The following is a 17,122-nucleotide window of genomic DNA, read 5'->3' on the forward strand; positions in this document are numbered from 1 at the left end:
GTTCCCCGAAACGGCAGGAGCCCGCCCCTCGCGGGGCGGGCTCCGGATGGTCCGTGACGGCGGACGCGCTGCGGCTTCAGTGCAGGGCGATCGCGGCGGGCCGGGCGGCCTTCTTGGCGGCGAGGCCGGCGGGCACCGCCGGGGTCTTCGCGGCGGCCTTGGCGGCCGGCTTTGCAACCGGCTTGGCCGCCTTCGCGACCGGCTTCGCATCGACCTTGGCGGCGGCCTCGGCCGGAGCCGCCTCGACGGTCTTGCGGGACGCGGGCTTCCGGGCCGCGGGCTTGGCCGTGGGCTTGGCCGCGAGCGGCGCCGCGTCTGTCTCGACGGCGGGCGCCGCGGCCTTGGCGCGGCTCTTCCGGGCGGCCTTCGGAGCCTCGATCGCCGCGAGCGGACGGTTCAGCTCGGTCTCGGCGCGCAGCCAGTGGGCCTCGGCGCGGCCGTGGATCCGGCCTTCGTCCTCCCAGATGAAGTAGGCGCGCTCGCGCACCTGCTGCTCGGTGATCATCTCCATGCGGTGCTCTCCTGATCTTCCCCGTGGGGACGATGGGAGGGCAGGGTTAAGCGAGTCTTAACGGCTTGTGCGCCGCAGCAGCGCCGCCGGTTGCGGGCCTCAGCGCCGCTTCGACAGCCGGCGCGCGTTCGCCCGCACCTTGCGGCGGTAGCCCGCGACCACGCCCGCGGCGCTGCCGCCGGAGGCCATCAGCAGGGCCGCCTCGCCCGCCGCCACCATCTTCTCGGTGACCATGCGCTCGGCCTCGACCTGCGCCGCCGAGCCGCCGAGCGCCAGCATGGCGAGGCGCAGGCCGATCACCTGCTGCGCCTCGAAGGCCAGCATCGTGGTGTCCATGCCGAGCTTCCACCAGGGAGCGAACATACCTGTCTCCGTGCGCGCGTCCTCGCGAGGCCGCCGTGCTCAAGGCCGCGGGCACCGTGGCGGTTCCCGCGGGGGTCCGGCGGGTAACCCGCCGGGATTGGGTCACCAGTCGAAGCTGCGGCCCTTCGCGGCGGAGCCGCCCAGGCTGATCTTCGGGGTCTCCTTCTTCTGCCCGCCGAGGCTGATCTTCTTCTGGCCGGGCTTGTTGCCGGGCTCCGGGACGGCGGCGGGCTTGGGCGGCGGCAGGTGCGCCTGGCCGTGGATCACCGAGCCGATCTCGCCCGCGACGCGGACCAGGTCCTCGCGGCTGCAGGCGCGCGCGACCTTCAGGCCGAGCTGGTGCATGTGGCTCTTGCCGTAGAGGTAGGCGGCGAGCTGCGCCCGCTTCAGCGGCTGGATCGCCTCGAGAAGCTCCGGCAGGTCGTATTCGTCCGCCCGGTAGATCGCGCCGAGCGTCTCCATGGGGACCGGGCAGGCGACGTCGGGCTCGGCGGCGCTGGTCGGATGGGATTGCGTCACGGGCTGTCCTCCTGAGCTTGGGATCGGTGGGGCGCGGTGGCCGGCTCCAGGGCGGCGAGTGCCCCGGCGGGGCCGGGCTCCACGGGTCGCGGTGCGGTAGCCGGTTCCGGATCCGCGGAAACCGGCGCGGGCGGCATCGGCTTCATGCAGCCGGTGCAGACCGATGCGATGACGACGCGCGCGCGCGCGTTGCTGCGCTCCCAGACCGCCTCGCGCGCGGCCCGAGCCCGGCGGATCGCCTCCGCGTCGGCCAGGGCATGGGGAGAAGCGCCGGCAGGTGCCGCTGTGCCGTCGTCGCGGATGGACCCACCTGTCCCGGTCTCCGTCGTGCGGGCTTCCGGCGGGCGGATCCGCAGATAGAGCGGCGCGCCCTCCTCCGCCATTGCGGGCGCCACGGCGGATGCGCCCGCGAGGAGCACCGCGGCGAGGCCGGACAGCTGCCCGGCAAGCGGGGCGCAGCGCGGACGGGTTCTCATCCCTCGACGGTTCTCCTACGGGCGGCCGCGGGGCGGTTTCGGCCCCGGATCGAGCATCGCGGTTAATTGCGGCCTAACGATTGCCGGGCGGTCCTTCACGATCCGTTAACCGTGCGGGGACGAGCCTCGCTGTTATCGGCTATCGGCGGAGGACGGTTCCATGATCACCGTGACGATCCCCCTGACGACGATCTCCCCGGCTCCGAGCTTCGCCGCCGTCGTGCTGACCTGTCTGGTTCTGCATGCGGCGTGCCGCGTGGCAGCCCTCCGGCCGCAGCTGAGGCGGGTGCGGGTGCGCAGGCGCTGAGGGCGCTCGATATAAGGCGCAGGCGCGCCGGCCCTCGATCAGACCTCCAGCGCCTCCGGAACGTCCTGCCGGGCCCCCTCCCCCCAGGCGCCCAGCGTGAGAGTCCGCGCGCGCTCCAGCGCCTCCTCTTCCGCACCATCCGGGATCAGCTCGGGCTGCCCGCCCCCGATCGCCGCCAGCGCCGCGCGGCTGTCCGGGTCGGCGAGTACCCGATCGAGGGCGGCGCGGTCGAGGCAGGTGAGGCGCCCGGCCCGGTGGACGGCGTAGATCCGCCCGCTCGCGCGCTCGGCGAAGCGGATCGTGCCCATCCGGCGGGCGCAGGCGCGCAGGAAGCCGGTATTGTGCTCCGGCGCGAGCAGTGCCGCGTCGGGATAGACGGCACTGGGGGCGTGCGCCTCGACGTCGATGCGGCGATAGCGCTCCACCGCCAGCATGCCCGAGAGGTCGAGCACGGTCATCGTGCCGTTCGTGCCGAAGGCGATGGTGCGCGGGAGTTCGCCCAGCCGCACGCTGTTGTCGAGGAACTCGTAGTGGACCTCCTTGTCCGCGTTGAGTGCCCAGGTGAAGAACAGCTCCGGCATCCCGGAGAAGGCCTCGATGTTGTGGGCCAGGAGGTCGTCCACGGCCTTGAACCGGCCGAACTGCAGCCCCCGGAGCCAGGCCCGCTCGACCGTCGCCTCGGGGGGCGTGATCATGAACAGCATGAAGACCCGGTGGCCGAAGCGGGTCAGCAACTGGCTGCCGTCCTGCGTGCCGGAGACGGCGTTGAAGCTGTCGAAGCGGAAGCGGTCGATCAGGAGGTGGGACATCCGTCCCTCCCGGGCCTTGCGGGCCATGTAGCGGTCGAGCTTCGCGTCGACGATCTCGACCTCGTGGCCCGTCAGAGTGCCGGCATAGCCGTGGGCCGGGCCGATGCTGTCGTAGTCGAGCAGGAACTTGCGCCAGATATCCGGCGTGATCACCGCGAAGTCGGACCAGGGGATGTCGAGCCGTGCGGCCAGCGCCCGCTGGAACGGGCGCATCGTGCTCTTGCCCGACGCGGAGGCGCCCTTCACATTCATCACGATCGGATGGCTTTGCGCCCGCACCACGACGTGGCCTGCCCGCGCGACGGAATCGGCGAACCACGGCTCGATCAGCCGCCCGATCCGGCGGCTGCCCTCCCGGTTCAGGGCGAGCGTCGTCGCGAGCCGCACGATCAGGGCGCGATCGCCGATTAGACCGCCGCGGTGGCGGATCAGGCTCCGCACCACCCGGGCGAGGCCTGCCTGCGCGGCGCCCTCGCCGGGGTCCGTCCCGGCGCGCCGCTCCCAGTCGGCGAGATGCGCCTCGGCGCGGCGCTCCGGGGGCTCCGAGGCGGGGCGGGCCGGCGCGGGAGCGGCCCGGGTCCCGAGCCCGAGGCGCGCCCACCAGCCGCGCGGCGCTTCCGCAGCCTGCACGGGCGCGGGCGGAGCGAGCGCCGCGTCGAGCTCCGCCGCGATGCGGGTTGCGAGCTCCGCCCGCGCCGCCGCGTGGCAGGCGCGGATCTCCGCCATCCGGGGCGCGACCACGTCGGCGTGGATCGCCGCGACGATCGCCCGGAAATTGACGCCGAGATCGCCGTAGGTCTCACCCATCGGCACCGCGAGGTCGGCCATCACCCGGATCAGCAGCTCATGCACCACGAGCCGCTCCGGCCGGAACTCGACCACCTCGGTCGGCGCAAGCCCCGAGAAGGCCGCAACCTCCTGTGCCTCCGCCAGCGGCGTCGCCACGTTCTCGGGTCGGAACACGGTGGCGAGGGGCAGGAAGGCACGGGGCAGGGTCGACTCGATGCCCGGGTTCCAGGGACCGCGTCCCGCGTCGTTCTCGGCCGCCGCACTCATGCTCAGGCCGCTGCGGGCGCCTCACGGAACAGCGCGGTGCAGCCCGCGTCCCTGTGCATGCTCAGGATCGAGGCGCGGTCGATCTCCGGATGGGCCTCCAGGACCCTGCGCACGCAGCCGACCACCTTCTCGTACTGGCCGGCATCGTAGTTCCGTTCGAGCGGGCTCACCGCGATGTAGGTCTCGACCACGAGCACCCGCTCGGCCCGGTCGCGCGTGACCTCGACGGCGATCCACGAGGATTTGATCAGGCGACTGCTGGCAAGCATGGACGTTGCTCCCTCTTCTTGGCCGCACGGTCGCGGCTGTCTCATCCGCGAGGATGGGCCACACCCCACCTCTTGCCAAGTCGTCGCGCACGCTTGTGTTGGACCGATAATCCGTTTTGCGGCGCGAGAACTTGGTGTGCGCTCATGTCTTCGCAGGTGCAGCAATATCCGTTGCCGGTCGGGCCCAGGCAGATCTGCCGCTTGAGAAGACGCTTATGTTGGCATACCCTGTGCCAACCTTCCTCGATCCGTCCATCCACCGCCGGACGCGAGTGGATGGTTTGACATCTGGAATCTGGTATTCCAACGTAGGCTGACAAAATCGAGCGTCTGTCGCCCACCGAGCCCCTGACACCCGCGGGCCGGTCCCGGGCGGCGATATCGGACACAGGCGCCGTGCACAGGGAAGAGACGATGAGCAAGGCTCTGGAAGGCATCAAGGTTCTGGACTTCACGCATGTCCAGTCCGGCCCCACCTGTACGCAGCTCCTCGCGTGGTTCGGCGCCGACGTGATCAAGGTCGAGCGCCCGGGCGTCGGCGACGCCACCCGCGGCCAGCTCCAGGACATCCCGGACGTGGACAGCCTCTATTTCACGATGCTGAACCACAACAAGCGCTCGATCACGCTCGATTCCAAGAACCCCAAGGGCAAGGAGGTGCTCTGGCGCCTCATCAAGGAGTGCGACGTCCTCGTCGAGAACTTCGCCCCCGGCGCGCTCGCCCGCATGGGCCTGACCTGGGAGAAGATCCACGAGGCCAACCCGCGCATGATTCTGGCCTCCGTGAAGGGCTTCGGCCCCGGCCGCTACGAGGATTGCAAGGTCTACGAGAACGTCGCCCAGTGCGCTGGCGGCGCCGCCTCGACCACGGGTTTTCGCGACGGCATCCCGATGGTGACGGGGGCGCAGATCGGCGATTCCGGCACCGGCCTGCACCTCGCGCTCGGCATCGTCACGGCCCTGTTCCACCGTACGCACAGCGGCCTCGGGCAGCGGGTCGACTGCGCCATGCAGGACAGCGTGCTGAACCTCTGCCGGGTGAAGCTGCGCGACCAGCAGCGCCTCGCCCACGGCCCCCTCCGTGAGTACAGCCAGTTCGGCGAGGGCATCCCGTTCGGTGATGCCACGCCGCGCGCGGGCAACGATTCCGGCGGCGGCCAGCCCGGCCGCATCCTCAAGTGCAAGGGCTGGGAGCACGATCCCAACGCCTACATCTACTTCATCACGCAAGGCCCGGTCTGGGAGCCGATCTGCGACATCATCGGCGAGCCCGGCTGGAAGACCGACCCGAACTACGCCACGCCCAAGGCGCGCCTGCCGCATCTCAACGAGATCTTCACGCGCATCGAAGCCTGGACGATGAAGCACGACAAGTTCGAGGCGATGGACATCCTCAACAAGTACGACATCCCCTGCGGCCCGATCCTGTCGATGAAGGAGATCGCCGAGGACGAGGCCCTGCACCGGACCGGCACGATCGTCGAGGTCGATCACCCGACCCGGGGCAAGTACCTGACGGTCGGAAACCCGATCAAGCTCTCGGCGAGCCCCGCCGACGTGACGCGCTCGCCGCTCTTGGGCGAGCACACCGACGAGATCCTGCGCGACGTGCTCGGCTACTCGGAGGCCGAGATCGCCGAGATCGAGCATTCGGGCGCGGTCGGCGCGGTGCAGAAGATCGCCGCCGAGTAGCGGCCGCGACTCCCGCCGCGGCGTCCTCCGCGAGGCCGCGGCCCCGATGACGTTCCGTCCCTGAACGCGGGCGCGGTTCTCCCCGCGCCCGCGCTGCCGTCCGGCCTCTCAGGGACTGCCGAGAGGATCATTCATGCGCGTCGCCTTCATCGGTCAGCAGGATTTCGGCAAGGCGGTGCTAGAGGCCTTCCTCGACCGCGGCGACACGGTGGCGGGGGTGTTCTGCGCCCCCGAGAAGCCGGGCGCCAAGCCCGACGTGCTGCGCACGGCCGCCGAGGAGCGCGGTCTGCCGGTGTTCCAGTTCCCGAGCCTGAAGAGCGCGGAGGCGGAAGGAGCGATGCGCGGGCTCGACGCCGACATCGGCATCATGGCCTACGTGCTGCAGTTCGCGCCGCAGGACTTCGTCAACATCCCGAAGCACGGCACGATCCAGTACCACCCCTCGCTGCTGCCGCGCTATCGCGGCCCCTCCTCGATCAACTGGCCGATCGCCCGCGGCGACACCGAGACCGGGCTCACCATCTTCCGCCCGACCGACGGCCTCGATGAGGGGCCGGTGATCCTTCAGAAGACCTGCGCGATCGGGCCCGACGACACGCTGGGCGACGTCTACTTCAAGCAGCTCTTTCCCCAGGGCGTCGCCGCGATGCTGGAGGCCGCCGACCTCGTGGTGGCGGGCGAGCACGTCGAGATCGCCCAGGACGAGGATGCAGCGAGCTACGAGGGCTGGTTCCGCACCCGCGAATCCGCGATCAACTGGGCGAGCCATGCGGAGCACGTCTACGCCGTCATCCGCGCCTCGAACCCGGCGCCCGGCGCCTGGACGACGCTCGCGGGCAAGACCCTGCAGATCTTCGACGCCAAGCTGCACCCGATCCGCCGCTTCGGCGACGTGCGGGGCAAGCTCGGCGAGGTGGTGGCGGTCAGTGAGGACTCGTTCCGCGTCGCCGCGCAGGGCGGGCAGATCGAGGTGTTCCGGGTGAAGCCGGAGGGCGGCCGGAAGGTCTCGGCGGGGGAATTCGCGCGCGAGGGCGGATTGAGCCTCGGCACGATCCTCGGCGGGTAGGCTCCGGGTCCTCACCGGATCAGGCGCATAGATGTCCCCCTACTTCTCCCTCCCCCCTCTGCGGGGGAGGGTGGCCCTCGCGTCAGCGAGGGTCGGAGAGGGGAAACCCAGCGTCAGGCGGAGGCGACGTCTTCATGCAGGGCGGAGCCCGATCCTGCACCGTTGCTCCCCTCACCCGACCCGGCCTGACGGCCGGCCCACCCTCTCCCGCAAAGGGGAGAGGGGTGATTCCTGCGGGACTTCCGAGGCGATCAGACGGGAGCGTCCCGCCCCTCGAGAGGGCGGGGCGTCCCCTCGCCTACTCCGCCGGTTGAGCCGTCAGCACCGGCTGGCGGCGCATCAGGGCGATGTAGATCGCGAAGCCCAGCGCGCAGCCGATGAACCATGTGAAGTTCGCCACGACCCCGAGGCTCGGGATCAGCACGCAGAGCGCCGGCACCAGCGCCGAGGGGATCAGCGCCGTCACGGCGGCCCGGTTATAGCCGTTCTCGTACCAGTAGGTGCCGGCCGGGCTCATCGTGTAGAGGTCGTCAAGAACGATCCTCTCTTTCTTCACGAGATAGAAGTCGGCGATCAGGATGCCGAACAGCGGGCCGATGAAGGCGCCCAGGATATCCAGCGTGTAGTGGATCACCGCCGGGTTGTTGTAGAGGTTCCACGGCGTGATGAAGATCGAGCCGACGGCCGCGATCATTCCGCCCATCCGCCACGAGATCCGCTTCGGGGCGACGTTCGAGAAGTCGAAGGCCGGCGAGACGAAGTTGGCCACGATGTTGATGCCGATCGTCGCCACCATGAAGGTGAAGGCGCCGAGCACCACCGCGAAGGTGCTGTCGATGCGGCTCACCGTCTCGACCGGATCGGTGATCAGGTGGCCGAAGACCGGCACGGTGGCCGACGCCGTGATGACGGTGAGCAGCGAGAAGCCCAGGAAGTTGACCGGCAGGCCCCAGAAATTGCCCCGCTTCACCGCCGCGAAGCTCGAACCGTAGCGCGAGAAGTCGCCGAAGTTCAGCATCGGACCGGAGAAGTAGGAGACCACCAGTGCAACGGCGTTGAGCATCACCGGCAGCGCCGCCCAGCCCGTGTGCTTCACCTCGCCCAGCGTCAGGCCGATATTGCCGATGCCCGCCCGCCAGACGAGGTAGCCGGCCAGCGCGATCATCACGACGTAGACGGCCGGGCCCGCCCAGTCGATGAAGACGCGGATCGCCTCCATGCCGCGCCAGAACACCAGCGCCTGCACGACCCAGAGAAACATGAACGAGGCCCAGCCGAGCGCCGAGAGACCGGCGAAGCCGTAGCGCGTCAGGTCGGCGTAGGGAGCGAGTTCGGGGTAGAAGCGCAGCGCCACCACCATGAAGGCGGCGGACGCGAGGTAGGTCTGGATGCCGTACCACGCCACCGCGATCAGGCCGCGGATGATTGCCGGGATGTTGGCGCCCTTCACCCCGAAGGAGGCGCGGCAGATCACCGGATAGGGCGTGCCCGAGACCTGGCTGGGCTTGGCCACGAGGTTGCAGAAGATCTGCACGATCACGATCCCGACGATGAGCGCGATCAGCACCTGCCAGCTCACGAGGCCGAGCGAGAACAGGCTGCCGGCGGTGACGTAGCCGCCGACGCTGTGCACGTCCGACATCCAGAAGGCGAAGATGTTGTAGGTGCCCCAGGTCTGCTTCCTGAGCGGCGCCAGATCCTCGTTGACGAGGTTCGGGTCGTAGCTCGGCTTCAGGATGACCGCGCCGTGCGTGCCGCCCGGCACATCCGGGACCGCGGCGCCGGGGGGCGCGAGCTCGTTTGCGTGAATCGACATCTGCCACCTCCCAAGTGGTCTGGCCAATGGCCCAGTCTCGTCCGACTGCTCGTTGGCCGCAGGAGCGGCGTCGCAATCGTTGTGCCGGTTTTTAACGATCGGTAAGATCTCTTAAACGATCGGTCCGTGCAAGTGTCCGCATCCGGGTTTCCCGGACCGGATCGTGCAAGGATGCCGGCGGGGAGCGAACCGGCGCGGGCGGTTCGGAAGCGCGAGGCGGCGGAGCGTGCGGTGCGTTCGATGGCGGTGAAGGACAAGCAGGTGCGGATCCGCGGCTCCTCGCGCGGCGGGCGGCGCCCACCCTCAGGGCCGAACGCCGAGGACAAGATCTTGGACGCGGCCGAGCTCGTCTTCGGCAATTACGGCCTGCGCGGCGCCACCACGGCCCTGATCGCCGAGGGGGCGGGCGTGTCGAAGCCCCACCTGTACTACTACTTCGACAACAAGGAGGACTTGTACCGCGCCCTCTTGGAGCGGGCGATGAACCGCTGGGCGGCCGATATCGACGCGCTCGACGCCTCGGGCGATCTGCGCACGGTGCTCAGGGACTACATCCACCGCAAGATCGACTTCTCGCGGGACCACCCGTCCCTATCGAAGATCTATGCCACCGAAATCATCAGCGGTGCCCCTCATATCGGCAGCTTCATCGAGCGGGTCTCCACGCCGCAGCTGCTCGCCAAGGTGGCGATGGTCGAGGAATGGGCGGCGGCCGGCAAGGTCCGGCCGATCAGCCCGGCGGACCTGTTCTTCTGCATCTGGGCGATGACCCAGGCCTACGCCGACTTCTCGGACCAGATGGCGCTGATGAAGCGGAAGGCGCGGCTGGAAGAGGCCGATTACGACGCCGCGAAGGCGACGATCGTGCAGCTCGTCTTCGGCGGCCTCGGACTGGCGCCGGAGGTCTGACCCACGGACGACTCGCGACGCCCCGGATCGCCGTGGCCTCAGCGCGCCTCGACCAGCGCTGGGTAGACCATCCGGACGTTGCGCCGCGTCTCCGGGATCTCGGTCGCCTGCCCCCTGTGAGCCGTCGCGGCCGGCAGGGTCGCGCTCGTCTGGGACGGGCGCAGGCGCCAGATCTCGGCGCCGATCTCCAGCCGCGGCCGCGCCTGCCCCAGCGTGCCCCCCAGCGTGCCGTCGGCGGCGTGGGTCGGAAACGTCGTCGGTCCGGCCGCGAGGGCGGCCAGGAGGGCGAGACGGGCACTCTCTCTCAAAAGTCGGGATTTCATCGGGACGCATCCGCGTGAGCGCCCTAGTTCAGCCCGACGCCGGTGAAGGTCCCTCTGAACGGACGGACACTGCACAGACTTCCCAACATCTCCCGCGAGTCAGGGTAAACACGCGCATGGCGAGCAAGGTCGAGGGCAAGGTCGCGGGCAAGGTCGCGGGGGCTGGCACCACGCCGGAGCGGGTGCCGATGGGCGAGGTCGTCGACACCGACATCGCGGGACGCCTCGACCGGCTGCCCTGGGGCCGCTTCCACGTCCTCGTCATCGTGGCGCTCGGCATCACCTGGGTGCTGGACGGGCTGGAGGTGACGCTGGCCGGCGCCCTGGTGGGGGCGCTGCGCAACCCGCCGATGTCCTTCAGCGAGTTCGACGTGGGGCTCGCCGCGAGTTCCTACCTCGTCGGCGCGGTGACGGGGGCGGTCGGCTTCGGCTGGCTCACCGACCGGATCGGGCGCAAGAAGCTGTTCTTCATCACGCTCGCCCTCTACCTCGTCGCCACCGCGGCCACCGGTCTGTCCTGGGACATCTACAGCTTCTGCGTCTTCCGCTTCCTCACGGGCGCGGGCATCGGCGGCGAGTACACGGCGATCAACTCGACGATCCAGGAGCTCGTGCCGGCCAAGGCCCGGGGCTGGACCAACCTCGTCATCAACGGCTCGTTCTGGATCGGAGCGGCGCTCGGCTCCTTCATGTCGATCGTGCTGCTGCGCCCGGAGGTGATCGACCCGGCCTGGGGCTGGCGCGTCGCCTTCTTCACGGGCGGCGCCATCGGCCTCGTGATCCTGTTCCTGCGCCGCTGGATCCCCGAGAGCCCGCGCTGGCTCGTCACCCACGGCTACGCGGCGGAGGCGGACCGCGTGGTCACCGGCATCGAGAAGCGCTTCACGGACGCGGGCGTCACCCTGCCGCCCCCGGACCCGAAGAAGCACACGCGGCTGCGCACCCGCCACCACACCCCGCTCTCCGAGGTAGCGCACGCCATGTTCGTGACGAGCCGCAAGCAGACCCTTGTCGGCCTCTGCCTGATGATCGGGCAGGCCTTCTTCTACAACGCCCTGTTCTTCACCTACGCGCTGGTGCTCGAGCGCTTCTACGGGGTGCCGGGCGGCCATGTCGGCTGGTACCTGCTGCCCTTCGCGCTGGGCTCCTTCCTGGGGCCTGTCCTGCTCGGGCGGTTCTTCGACACGATCGGGCGGCGCCCGATGATCGCCTTCACGTACGGTATCTCCGCCGTGCTGCTGGCCATCGCCGGCTACCTGTTCAAGATCGAGCTCCTGGGGCCGGTGGGCCAGACGGCGGCCTGGATGGTGGTGTTCTTCTTCGCCTCGGCGGCGGCGAGTTCGGCCTACCTGACGGTGGCCGAGACCTTCCCGCTGGAGATCCGCGCGCTCGCCATCGCCGCCTTCTACGCCCTCGGCACGGGCATCGGCGGCGTCTCGGGCCCGCTTCTGTTCGGAACGCTGGTCGAGACCGGCTCGCGGGACGCGGTCTTCGGCGGCTACCTGCTCGGCGCCGCGCTGATGCTGGTGGCCTCGGTCGTCGGCGGGGTCTGGGGGACGGCCGCGGAGGGCCGCTCGCTCGAGGACGTCTCGAAGCCGCTCGCCGCGGCCTGAGAACGATCCGGGATTCCGAAGGGCCTGAGGCCCTTCGGCGGGGTCTCGGGCAGGATTTCGGAGCCGCGCCCCGAGCCTCAGGGCCTCCCTTTCTCCTTCGGAACCTTGGCGGCCTCGCCCTTGCGCGGCGCGGCGGGGCCGAGCGCTCCGGCCGTCACCCACTGGCAGACGCCCGTGCCCTGCAGCCCGAGGCAATCGTAGGCCTGGCCGTCGAGGGCGACGTGGTCGCTGATGCCGGTGACGCTCTCAGGGGTGATCGCGCCGCAGCCGAGATGGTCGGCCTTCGGGTCGGCCAGCAGCGCGGCGGCAGCGGCCGCATCGCCTGTCTGGCGCATCAGCAGGCGGTAATTCGCGAGCGAGGCGCAGCCGATCACCGGCGGGGTTTTCTTCGCGGTGGCCGGCTGGGCGAGCGCCGGGCCTGCGAGGCAGAGGATGAGCGGGAGCACGGCGCGCATGGCGCTTCCTACCACGCGCGGGCGCGGGCGGCAGCTATCCCCGCGGGTCGGCGGCGGACCCGAGCGCGGCGGCGGGCTTCGCGGCCGGCTTGCTGGCCGCACGGTCGGCAGCCTCGATCGCCTTCCAGCGGTTCGGCTGGGCGACCAGCCCCCGCAGCGAGGCGACGCTGGCCTCGGCCTCGGCGGGGGGAAGGTCCTGGCGCAGCAGCGCCTCGGCTTCGGGAAAGCGGCCCTTGAGACCGAGAACCAGGGCGAGGTTCGCCCGCACTCGCGCGTCGGCGGCGGGATTCTGGGTGGCGCGGCGCAGCACCGCCTCGGCCTGATCGAGCTGGCGGGCCAGGGCGTAGGACAGGCCGAGATTGGACAGGATGGAGGGCTCCTCCGGCCGGATCTTCAGCGCCGCCTCGTAGAAGCCCTGCGCGCGGGCGTGATCGCCGAGCTGGTCGGCGGCCGAGCCCTGCGCTGAGAGGATGCGCCAGTCCGGCTGGGACGGCGTGTGGGCGTTCTGGAGGACCTCCTGCGCCTCTTGGAAGCGCCCCACTTCGACGAGCACCTTGCCGTAGGCGCCGAGCACCGCCTGGTTGCGCGGGTTGCGCAGCGCCGCCTGCTGCAGCACCGCGGCGGCCTGCGTCCGCTGGTCCGTGGCGCGCAGGGCCTGGGCGTAGCGCATCGCGCCGGGGAGGTCGTTCGGGTTCTCGCGGTAGCGGGCGGCCAGCGCCTCGACCTCGGCCCGATCGAGGGGCGCGCGCGCGGCCGGTCCGATCGAGCCGGTGGTCTCGGGCGCGCGGGTCTGGCAGGCACCGAGCGCGAGCGCGACGAGCGCAGCTGCCAAGAGGCGCAGGGCCGGGTTCATGGTCCGCTCCGGAAACACAGAGGGGCCGCACGAACTTCACGGCCCCGCTTGCCCGGCGTAGAATGTTAACCCTAACCGGCGGTTAAACGGTTCTACCTCCGAAGGGTGTGGAGACGACGGGGCGCATGGGCGAGACGCAGGACCACACGCACGACATCATGCCCGGCCTCCTGCCGGCCGGCACCCCGGGCGTTCCAGTGACGCTCGTCTCCGCCGCGGACTGGGCGGCGCTCGAGGCGGGGCTCGAGCCGCCGCAGCGGGCCTTCGCGGCGGCCACGGGCTTTGCCCCGAAGGCGGGGCGCCTCGCCCTGCTGCCGGACGCTGAAGGCGGTCTCGGCCGTGTCCTGTTCGGCCTCGGCGACCCGCAAGCACCCGCCTACGACCGGCTGCTTGCCGGCAAGCTACCCGGCCTTCTCCCGCCCGGCACCTACCGGTTGGAGGGCGCACCCGCCCCGCACGAGGCGGCGCTGGCCTGGCTGATGGGCGCCTACGCGTTTCGCCGCTACCGGTCGGGCGGCACCGAGACGCCGCGCCTCGTGGCGCCGGACGCCGTGGATGCCGACGCGGTCGGCCGGATCGCCGCCGCGGTGGCGCGGGGGCGCGACCTCGTCAACACGCCGGCCAACGACCTGGGGCCGGCCGAGATCGAGGCCGCCGTGCGGGCGCTCGCCGCGCGACACGGGGCGCAGGTGAGCGTGACCCTGGGCGAGGATCTCGCCCGGGACTTCCCGCTGGTCCACGCGGTCGGGGCCGGCTCGCCTCGCGCGCCGCGGCTGATCGACCTGACCTGGGGGCCCGAGACCGCGCCGCGCGTGACCCTCGTCGGCAAGGGCGTGGCCTTCGACACGGGGGGGCTCGACATCAAGCCCTCGGCCGCGATGCTGCTGATGAAGAAGGACATGGGGGGCGCGGCAGCCGCCATCGCCGCCGCCGACATGGTGATGGGCGCTGGCCTCCCCGTGCGGCTGCGCCTCATCGTCCCGGCAGTCGAGAACGCGGTCTCGGGCGAGGCCTTCCGGCCCGGCGACGTGCTGCGCAGCCGCGCGGGGCTGACCGTCGAGATCGGCAATACCGACGCGGAGGGGCGGCTGATCCTCGCCGACGCGCTGGCGCTCGCCGACGCGGAGGAGCCGGACCTTCTGATCGACTTCGCGACGCTCACGGGCGCCGCCCGGGTCGCGCTCGGCCCCGACCTGCCGGCCCTCTTCACCGAGGACGACGCGCTGGCCGAGGCGATCGCGGCGGCGGGGCGTGCGGCGATCGACCCGGTCTGGCGCCTGCCGCTCCACCCGCCCTACGCGAGCCTGCTCGACTCGAAGGTGGCCGACCTCAACAACGTCTCGGGCGGCCCCTTCGCGGGGGCGATCACCGCGGCGCTGTTCCTGCGCCGCTTCGCGCCCCGAACGCGGGCCCACGCGCATCTCGACCTCTACGGCTGGAACCCCTCGACCAAGCCCGGCCGTCCGGAGGGCGGCGAGGTGCAGACCGCGCGGCTGGTCTACGCCCTGCTGAAGGGGCGCTACGGGGGCCTGTAGGTCAGCGCGCCAGCGGCAGCCCCGTCTCCACCAGCCGGGCCCAGAGCGCGGCGCCGAGGGGGGCGGCCGCGTCGTTGAAGTCGTAGTGCGGGTGGTGGAGCGGCGCGCTGTCGCCGTTGCCGAGGAACAGGTAGGCGCCGGGCCGTCGCTCCAGCATGTAGGAGAAATCCTCCGCCGCCATCATCGGGGCGACGTTGCGCTCGACCCGATCCTCGCCGACGAGCCCGGCGGCGACATCGGCCACGAAGGCGGCCTCGGCCGGGTCGTTCTCGGTGACGGGGTAGCTGGAGCCGAAATCGACGCTGCCCGCGGCACCGTGCGCCCGGGCGATGCCCTCGGTCAGGGCGACGATCCGGGCCTTGATCAGCGTTCGCACCTCGGCCGAGAGCGCCCGCACCGTGCCGCGCAGGGTCACGCTCTGCGGCAGCACGTTGAAGGCCTCGCCGGCCTCCAGGGCGCAGACCGAGACCACGGCCGATTGTAGCGGGTCGACGTTGCGGGAGACGATCGATTGCAGGGCGAGCACCACGTGGCTCGCCACCACCACGCTGTCGACGGCCGCGTGCGGGAGCGCCGCGTGGCCGCCCCGTCCCTCGATCGTGATGGTGAAGCGGTCGGTCGAAGCCATGATCGGGCCCGGGCGGATCGCGAAGCGGCCGACGGCCAGCCCCGGGATGTTGTGCATGCCGTAGACCGCCTCGATGCCGAAGCGCTCCATCAGCCCGTCCTCGACCATCGCCTCGCCGCCACCCCCGCCCTCCTCGGCGGGCTGGAAGATCAGGACGGCCTGCCCGTCGAAATCGCGGGTCTCGGCGAGGTAGCGGGCGGCGCCGAGCAGCATCGCGGTGTGCCCGTCATGCCCGCAGGCGTGCATCTTGCCCGGCACGGTCGAGCGGTACGCCAAGTCGCGCACCTCCTGGATCGGCAGCGCGTCCATGTCGGCGCGCAGGCCGATCGCCCGGTTCGAGCGCCCGCCCCGGCCCCGGATCACCCCGACGACGCCGGTGCGGCCGATGCCGGTGACCACTTCGTCGCAGCCGAACGCCGTGAGCTTGTCGGCCACGAAGCCGGCCGTGCGCTGCACGTCGTAGAGCAGTTCGGGGTGCGCGTGCAGGTCGTGCCGCCACGCGGTGATGGCGTCGGAGAAGGCCTGGATCCGGTCGATGGCGGGCATGCGGGTGCTCGGGGCCGCTCGGTTTGTCGGGGCGGGCAAGTCCCGGCCAGCAAACAGGGGGCCAACCGGGGCGTCAACCGGAGGCGTGGCCGTGGGAGGCCGAATGACGCGTCGGTGCCGCCCTCCCCCGCGGAGGGGGGAGGGACAGCGCGCGCTAGCCCGCCACGAGGCTCAGCTGCCGGATCGGCCGCTCCGGGCTCAATCCCTGCGCCGCCGCGACGATGCCGCGGGCGTCGATCCCGAAATGGCGGTAGAGGTCGGCCACCGTGCCGGTCTGGCCGAAATGCGCGACGCCGAGCGCCCGGGTGCGATGGCCGTGAACGGAGCCGAGCCAGCCGAGGGTCGCCGGGTGCCCGTCGATCACCGTGACGAGGCCGCAATGGCGCGGCAGGCGCCCGAGGAGCGCCTCGATGTGGCTCTGGACTCCGCGCTCTCCGCGCTCGCGGGCTCCTTGCGCCGCGCTCCAGCCGGCATGCAGCCGGTCCGCCGAGGTGACGGCCAGCAGCCCGACATCGCGCCGGTCCTCGGCCATGCGGCCGACCGCCTCGATCGCCTCGGGTGCCACCGCGCCCGTATAGGCGACCACGACCTCGCAGTTCGGCCCCGGCTCGCGCAGCCAGTAGGCGCCGGCCACGACGCTGTCGGCCAGCTCCGCCGTGAGCGCACGGTGCGGCTGCTCCAGGCTGCGGGTCGAGAGGCGCAGATAGACCGAGCCGCCGGCCTCGCCGTCGCGCTGCACGTAGTCGAGGGCGTGGGCCAGGATCAGCGACAACTCGTCGACGAAGGCCGGCTCGTAGCTGGCGAGCCCCGGCTGCGACAGGCCGATCAGCGGCGTGCCGATCGACTGGTGGGCACCGCCCTCGGGCGCCAGCGTCACGCCCGAGGGCGTCGCCGCGATGATGAAGCGGGCGTCTTGGTAGCAGGCGTAGTTCAGGGCATCGAGGCCGCGGGCGATGAAGGGATCGTAGAGCGTGCCGATCGGGATCAGCCGCTCGCCGAAGAGGCGGTGCGAGAGCCCGAGCCCGGAGAGCAGCAGGAACAGGTTCATCTCGGCGATGCCGAGCTCGATGTGCTGACCCTCGGCGGAAAAGTCCCAGGTGAAGGTCGAGGGGATGCGCTCGGCCCGGAACAGATCGCGCAGCTCCTCGCGGGCGAACAGGCCGCGCCGGTTCACCCAGCCGCCGAGATTGGTCGAGACGGTGACGTCCGGCGAGGTGGTGACGATGCGCTCGGTGATCGGCGCGTCCGAGCGGGCGAGCTCGTTCAGGATCATGCCGAAGCCCGCCTGCGTGGACAGGGTGGGCTGGCGCGGGCACGGGAAGTCCTGCGGCACGGGGAGCCGCGCCTGCGCGACGCCGCGCGGCTCCCCGTGCCGC

The 17,122-nt window shown here is 71.2% G+C and carries 18 protein-coding genes; 6 read left to right on the top strand and 12 right to left on the bottom strand.

The window, feature by feature from the left end:
* Positions 1-76 precede the first annotated feature (76 nt).
* The 4 genes from MFF54_RS01525 to MFF54_RS01540 form a co-directional block, all read right to left on the bottom strand.
* Positions 77-511 carry a DUF2934 domain-containing protein gene (locus tag MFF54_RS01525; protein WP_306423941.1) on the bottom strand — a complete coding sequence of 145 codons (435 nt, stop codon included), beginning with the start codon at positions 509-511 and terminating at the stop codon, positions 77-79.
* 99 nt (positions 512-610) lie between these two features.
* Complete coding sequence (locus MFF54_RS01530) at positions 611-874, bottom strand: hypothetical protein (protein ID WP_238300731.1); 264 nt, start codon at positions 872-874, stop codon at positions 611-613.
* 102 nt (positions 875-976) lie between these two features.
* Positions 977-1,393, bottom strand: a complete 417-nt coding sequence (locus MFF54_RS01535; RefSeq protein ID WP_238300733.1) for a hypothetical protein — start codon at positions 1,391-1,393, stop codon at positions 977-979.
* A complete protein-coding gene (locus tag MFF54_RS01540; protein WP_238300734.1) occupies positions 1,390-1,869 on the bottom strand; it encodes a hypothetical protein in 480 nt (159 codons plus the stop codon). The genes MFF54_RS01535 and MFF54_RS01540 overlap by 4 nt, the downstream gene beginning before the upstream one ends.
* 160 nt (positions 1,870-2,029) lie before the next feature.
* Here MFF54_RS01540 and MFF54_RS01545 point away from each other — a divergent pair, with 160 nt between their 5' ends.
* Positions 2,030-2,176 carry a hypothetical protein gene (locus MFF54_RS01545; RefSeq protein ID WP_238300736.1) on the top strand — a complete coding sequence of 49 codons (147 nt, stop codon included), beginning with the start codon at positions 2,030-2,032 and terminating at the stop codon, positions 2,174-2,176.
* Positions 2,177-2,214: 38 nt separating this feature from the next.
* On the opposite strand, the gene MFF54_RS01550 is transcribed toward MFF54_RS01545, so the two are convergent.
* Positions 2,215-4,041, bottom strand: coding sequence for a DEAD/DEAH box helicase family protein (locus tag MFF54_RS01550; protein WP_238300738.1), 1,827 nt, complete (start codon positions 4,039-4,041; stop codon positions 2,215-2,217).
* 2 nt (positions 4,042-4,043) lie between these two features.
* Entirely contained in the window at positions 4,044-4,310 is a 267-nt protein-coding gene (locus MFF54_RS01555; protein WP_238300740.1) for a hypothetical protein, read from the bottom strand.
* A gap of 414 nt (positions 4,311-4,724) precedes the next feature.
* Here MFF54_RS01555 and frc point away from each other — a divergent pair, with 414 nt between their 5' ends.
* On the top strand, positions 4,725-6,002 hold the full coding sequence (frc, locus tag MFF54_RS01560) for a formyl-CoA transferase (RefSeq protein WP_238300742.1): 1,278 nt from the start codon (positions 4,725-4,727) through the stop codon (positions 6,000-6,002).
* Positions 6,003-6,135: 133 nt separating this feature from the next.
* Positions 6,136-7,068 carry a methionyl-tRNA formyltransferase gene (locus tag MFF54_RS01565; protein ID WP_238300744.1) on the top strand — a complete coding sequence of 311 codons (933 nt, stop codon included), beginning with the start codon at positions 6,136-6,138 and terminating at the stop codon, positions 7,066-7,068.
* Between the two features lie 298 nt (positions 7,069-7,366).
* On the opposite strand, the gene MFF54_RS01570 is transcribed toward MFF54_RS01565, so the two are convergent.
* Complete coding sequence (locus tag MFF54_RS01570) at positions 7,367-8,884, bottom strand: NCS1 family nucleobase:cation symporter-1 (protein ID WP_238300745.1); 1,518 nt, start codon at positions 8,882-8,884, stop codon at positions 7,367-7,369.
* A 240-nt stretch (positions 8,885-9,124) separates the two neighbouring features.
* On the opposite strand from MFF54_RS01570, the gene MFF54_RS01575 reads away from it, so the two are divergent.
* Positions 9,125-9,793 (top strand): TetR/AcrR family transcriptional regulator, encoded by a 669-nt coding sequence (locus MFF54_RS01575; protein ID WP_238300760.1) that lies wholly within the window; start codon positions 9,125-9,127, stop codon positions 9,791-9,793.
* A gap of 38 nt (positions 9,794-9,831) precedes the next feature.
* Here the strand turns inward: MFF54_RS01575 and MFF54_RS01580 are convergent, their stop codons facing one another.
* Entirely contained in the window at positions 9,832-10,116 is a 285-nt protein-coding gene (locus MFF54_RS01580; protein ID WP_238300747.1) for a hypothetical protein, read from the bottom strand.
* Between the two features lie 116 nt (positions 10,117-10,232).
* Here MFF54_RS01580 and MFF54_RS01585 point away from each other — a divergent pair, with 116 nt between their 5' ends.
* Positions 10,233-11,729 carry an MFS transporter gene (locus MFF54_RS01585; RefSeq protein WP_238300749.1) on the top strand — a complete coding sequence of 499 codons (1,497 nt, stop codon included), beginning with the start codon at positions 10,233-10,235 and terminating at the stop codon, positions 11,727-11,729.
* A 77-nt stretch (positions 11,730-11,806) separates the two neighbouring features.
* Here MFF54_RS01585 and MFF54_RS01590 read toward each other — a convergent pair whose 3' ends face one another.
* Positions 11,807-12,184: a hypothetical protein gene (locus MFF54_RS01590; protein WP_238300751.1), complete on the bottom strand. Its 378-nt coding sequence runs from the start codon at positions 12,182-12,184 to the stop codon at positions 11,807-11,809.
* Positions 12,185-12,218: 34 nt separating this feature from the next.
* Positions 12,219-13,037 carry a tetratricopeptide repeat protein gene (locus MFF54_RS01595; RefSeq protein WP_238300753.1) on the bottom strand — a complete coding sequence of 273 codons (819 nt, stop codon included), beginning with the start codon at positions 13,035-13,037 and terminating at the stop codon, positions 12,219-12,221.
* A 158-nt stretch (positions 13,038-13,195) separates the two neighbouring features.
* On the opposite strand from MFF54_RS01595, the gene MFF54_RS01600 reads away from it, so the two are divergent.
* A complete protein-coding gene (locus tag MFF54_RS01600; RefSeq protein WP_238300762.1) occupies positions 13,196-14,572 on the top strand; it encodes a leucyl aminopeptidase family protein in 1,377 nt (458 codons plus the stop codon).
* Position 14,573: 1 nt separating this feature from the next.
* On the opposite strand, the gene MFF54_RS01605 is transcribed toward MFF54_RS01600, so the two are convergent.
* A complete protein-coding gene (locus MFF54_RS01605; RefSeq protein WP_238300755.1) occupies positions 14,574-15,746 on the bottom strand; it encodes a M20 aminoacylase family protein in 1,173 nt (390 codons plus the stop codon).
* 154 nt (positions 15,747-15,900) lie between these two features.
* A partial coding sequence (locus MFF54_RS01610) for a transketolase family protein (protein WP_506289936.1) occupies positions 15,901-17,122 on the bottom strand: 1,222 nt, incomplete at its 5' end.

Source organism: Methylobacterium gregans, assembly GCF_022179245.1.
Taxonomy (GTDB): Bacteria; Pseudomonadota; Alphaproteobacteria; order Rhizobiales; family Beijerinckiaceae; genus Methylobacterium; species Methylobacterium gregans.

Excerpts from the sequence above, each read along its gene's own strand:
- MFF54_RS01525 (WP_306423941.1), bottom strand. The coding sequence starts at position 511 with ATGGAGATGATCACCGAGCAGCAGGTGCGCGAGCGCGCCTACTTCATC.
- MFF54_RS01530 (WP_238300731.1), bottom strand. The coding sequence starts at position 874 with ATGTTCGCTCCCTGGTGGAAGCTCGGCATGGACACCACGATGCTGGCC.
- MFF54_RS01540 (WP_238300734.1), bottom strand. The coding sequence starts at position 1,869 with ATGAGAACCCGTCCGCGCTGCGCCCCGCTTGCCGGGCAGCTGTCCGGC.
- MFF54_RS01545 (WP_238300736.1), top strand. The coding sequence starts at position 2,030 with ATGATCACCGTGACGATCCCCCTGACGACGATCTCCCCGGCTCCGAGC.
- MFF54_RS01550 (WP_238300738.1), bottom strand. The coding sequence starts at position 4,041 with ATGAGTGCGGCGGCCGAGAACGACGCGGGACGCGGTCCCTGGAACCCG.
- MFF54_RS01555 (WP_238300740.1), bottom strand. The coding sequence starts at position 4,310 with ATGCTTGCCAGCAGTCGCCTGATCAAATCCTCGTGGATCGCCGTCGAG.
- frc (WP_238300742.1), top strand. The coding sequence starts at position 4,725 with ATGAGCAAGGCTCTGGAAGGCATCAAGGTTCTGGACTTCACGCATGTC.
- MFF54_RS01565 (WP_238300744.1), top strand. The coding sequence starts at position 6,136 with ATGCGCGTCGCCTTCATCGGTCAGCAGGATTTCGGCAAGGCGGTGCTA.
- MFF54_RS01570 (WP_238300745.1), bottom strand. The coding sequence starts at position 8,884 with ATGTCGATTCACGCAAACGAGCTCGCGCCCCCCGGCGCCGCGGTCCCG.
- MFF54_RS01575 (WP_238300760.1), top strand. The coding sequence starts at position 9,125 with ATGGCGGTGAAGGACAAGCAGGTGCGGATCCGCGGCTCCTCGCGCGGC.
- MFF54_RS01580 (WP_238300747.1), bottom strand. The coding sequence starts at position 10,116 with ATGAAATCCCGACTTTTGAGAGAGAGTGCCCGTCTCGCCCTCCTGGCC.
- MFF54_RS01585 (WP_238300749.1), top strand. The coding sequence starts at position 10,233 with ATGGCGAGCAAGGTCGAGGGCAAGGTCGCGGGCAAGGTCGCGGGGGCT.
- MFF54_RS01590 (WP_238300751.1), bottom strand. The coding sequence starts at position 12,184 with ATGCGCGCCGTGCTCCCGCTCATCCTCTGCCTCGCAGGCCCGGCGCTC.
- MFF54_RS01595 (WP_238300753.1), bottom strand. The coding sequence starts at position 13,037 with ATGAACCCGGCCCTGCGCCTCTTGGCAGCTGCGCTCGTCGCGCTCGCG.
- MFF54_RS01600 (WP_238300762.1), top strand. The coding sequence starts at position 13,196 with ATGCCCGGCCTCCTGCCGGCCGGCACCCCGGGCGTTCCAGTGACGCTC.
- MFF54_RS01605 (WP_238300755.1), bottom strand. The coding sequence starts at position 15,746 with ATGCCCGCCATCGACCGGATCCAGGCCTTCTCCGACGCCATCACCGCG.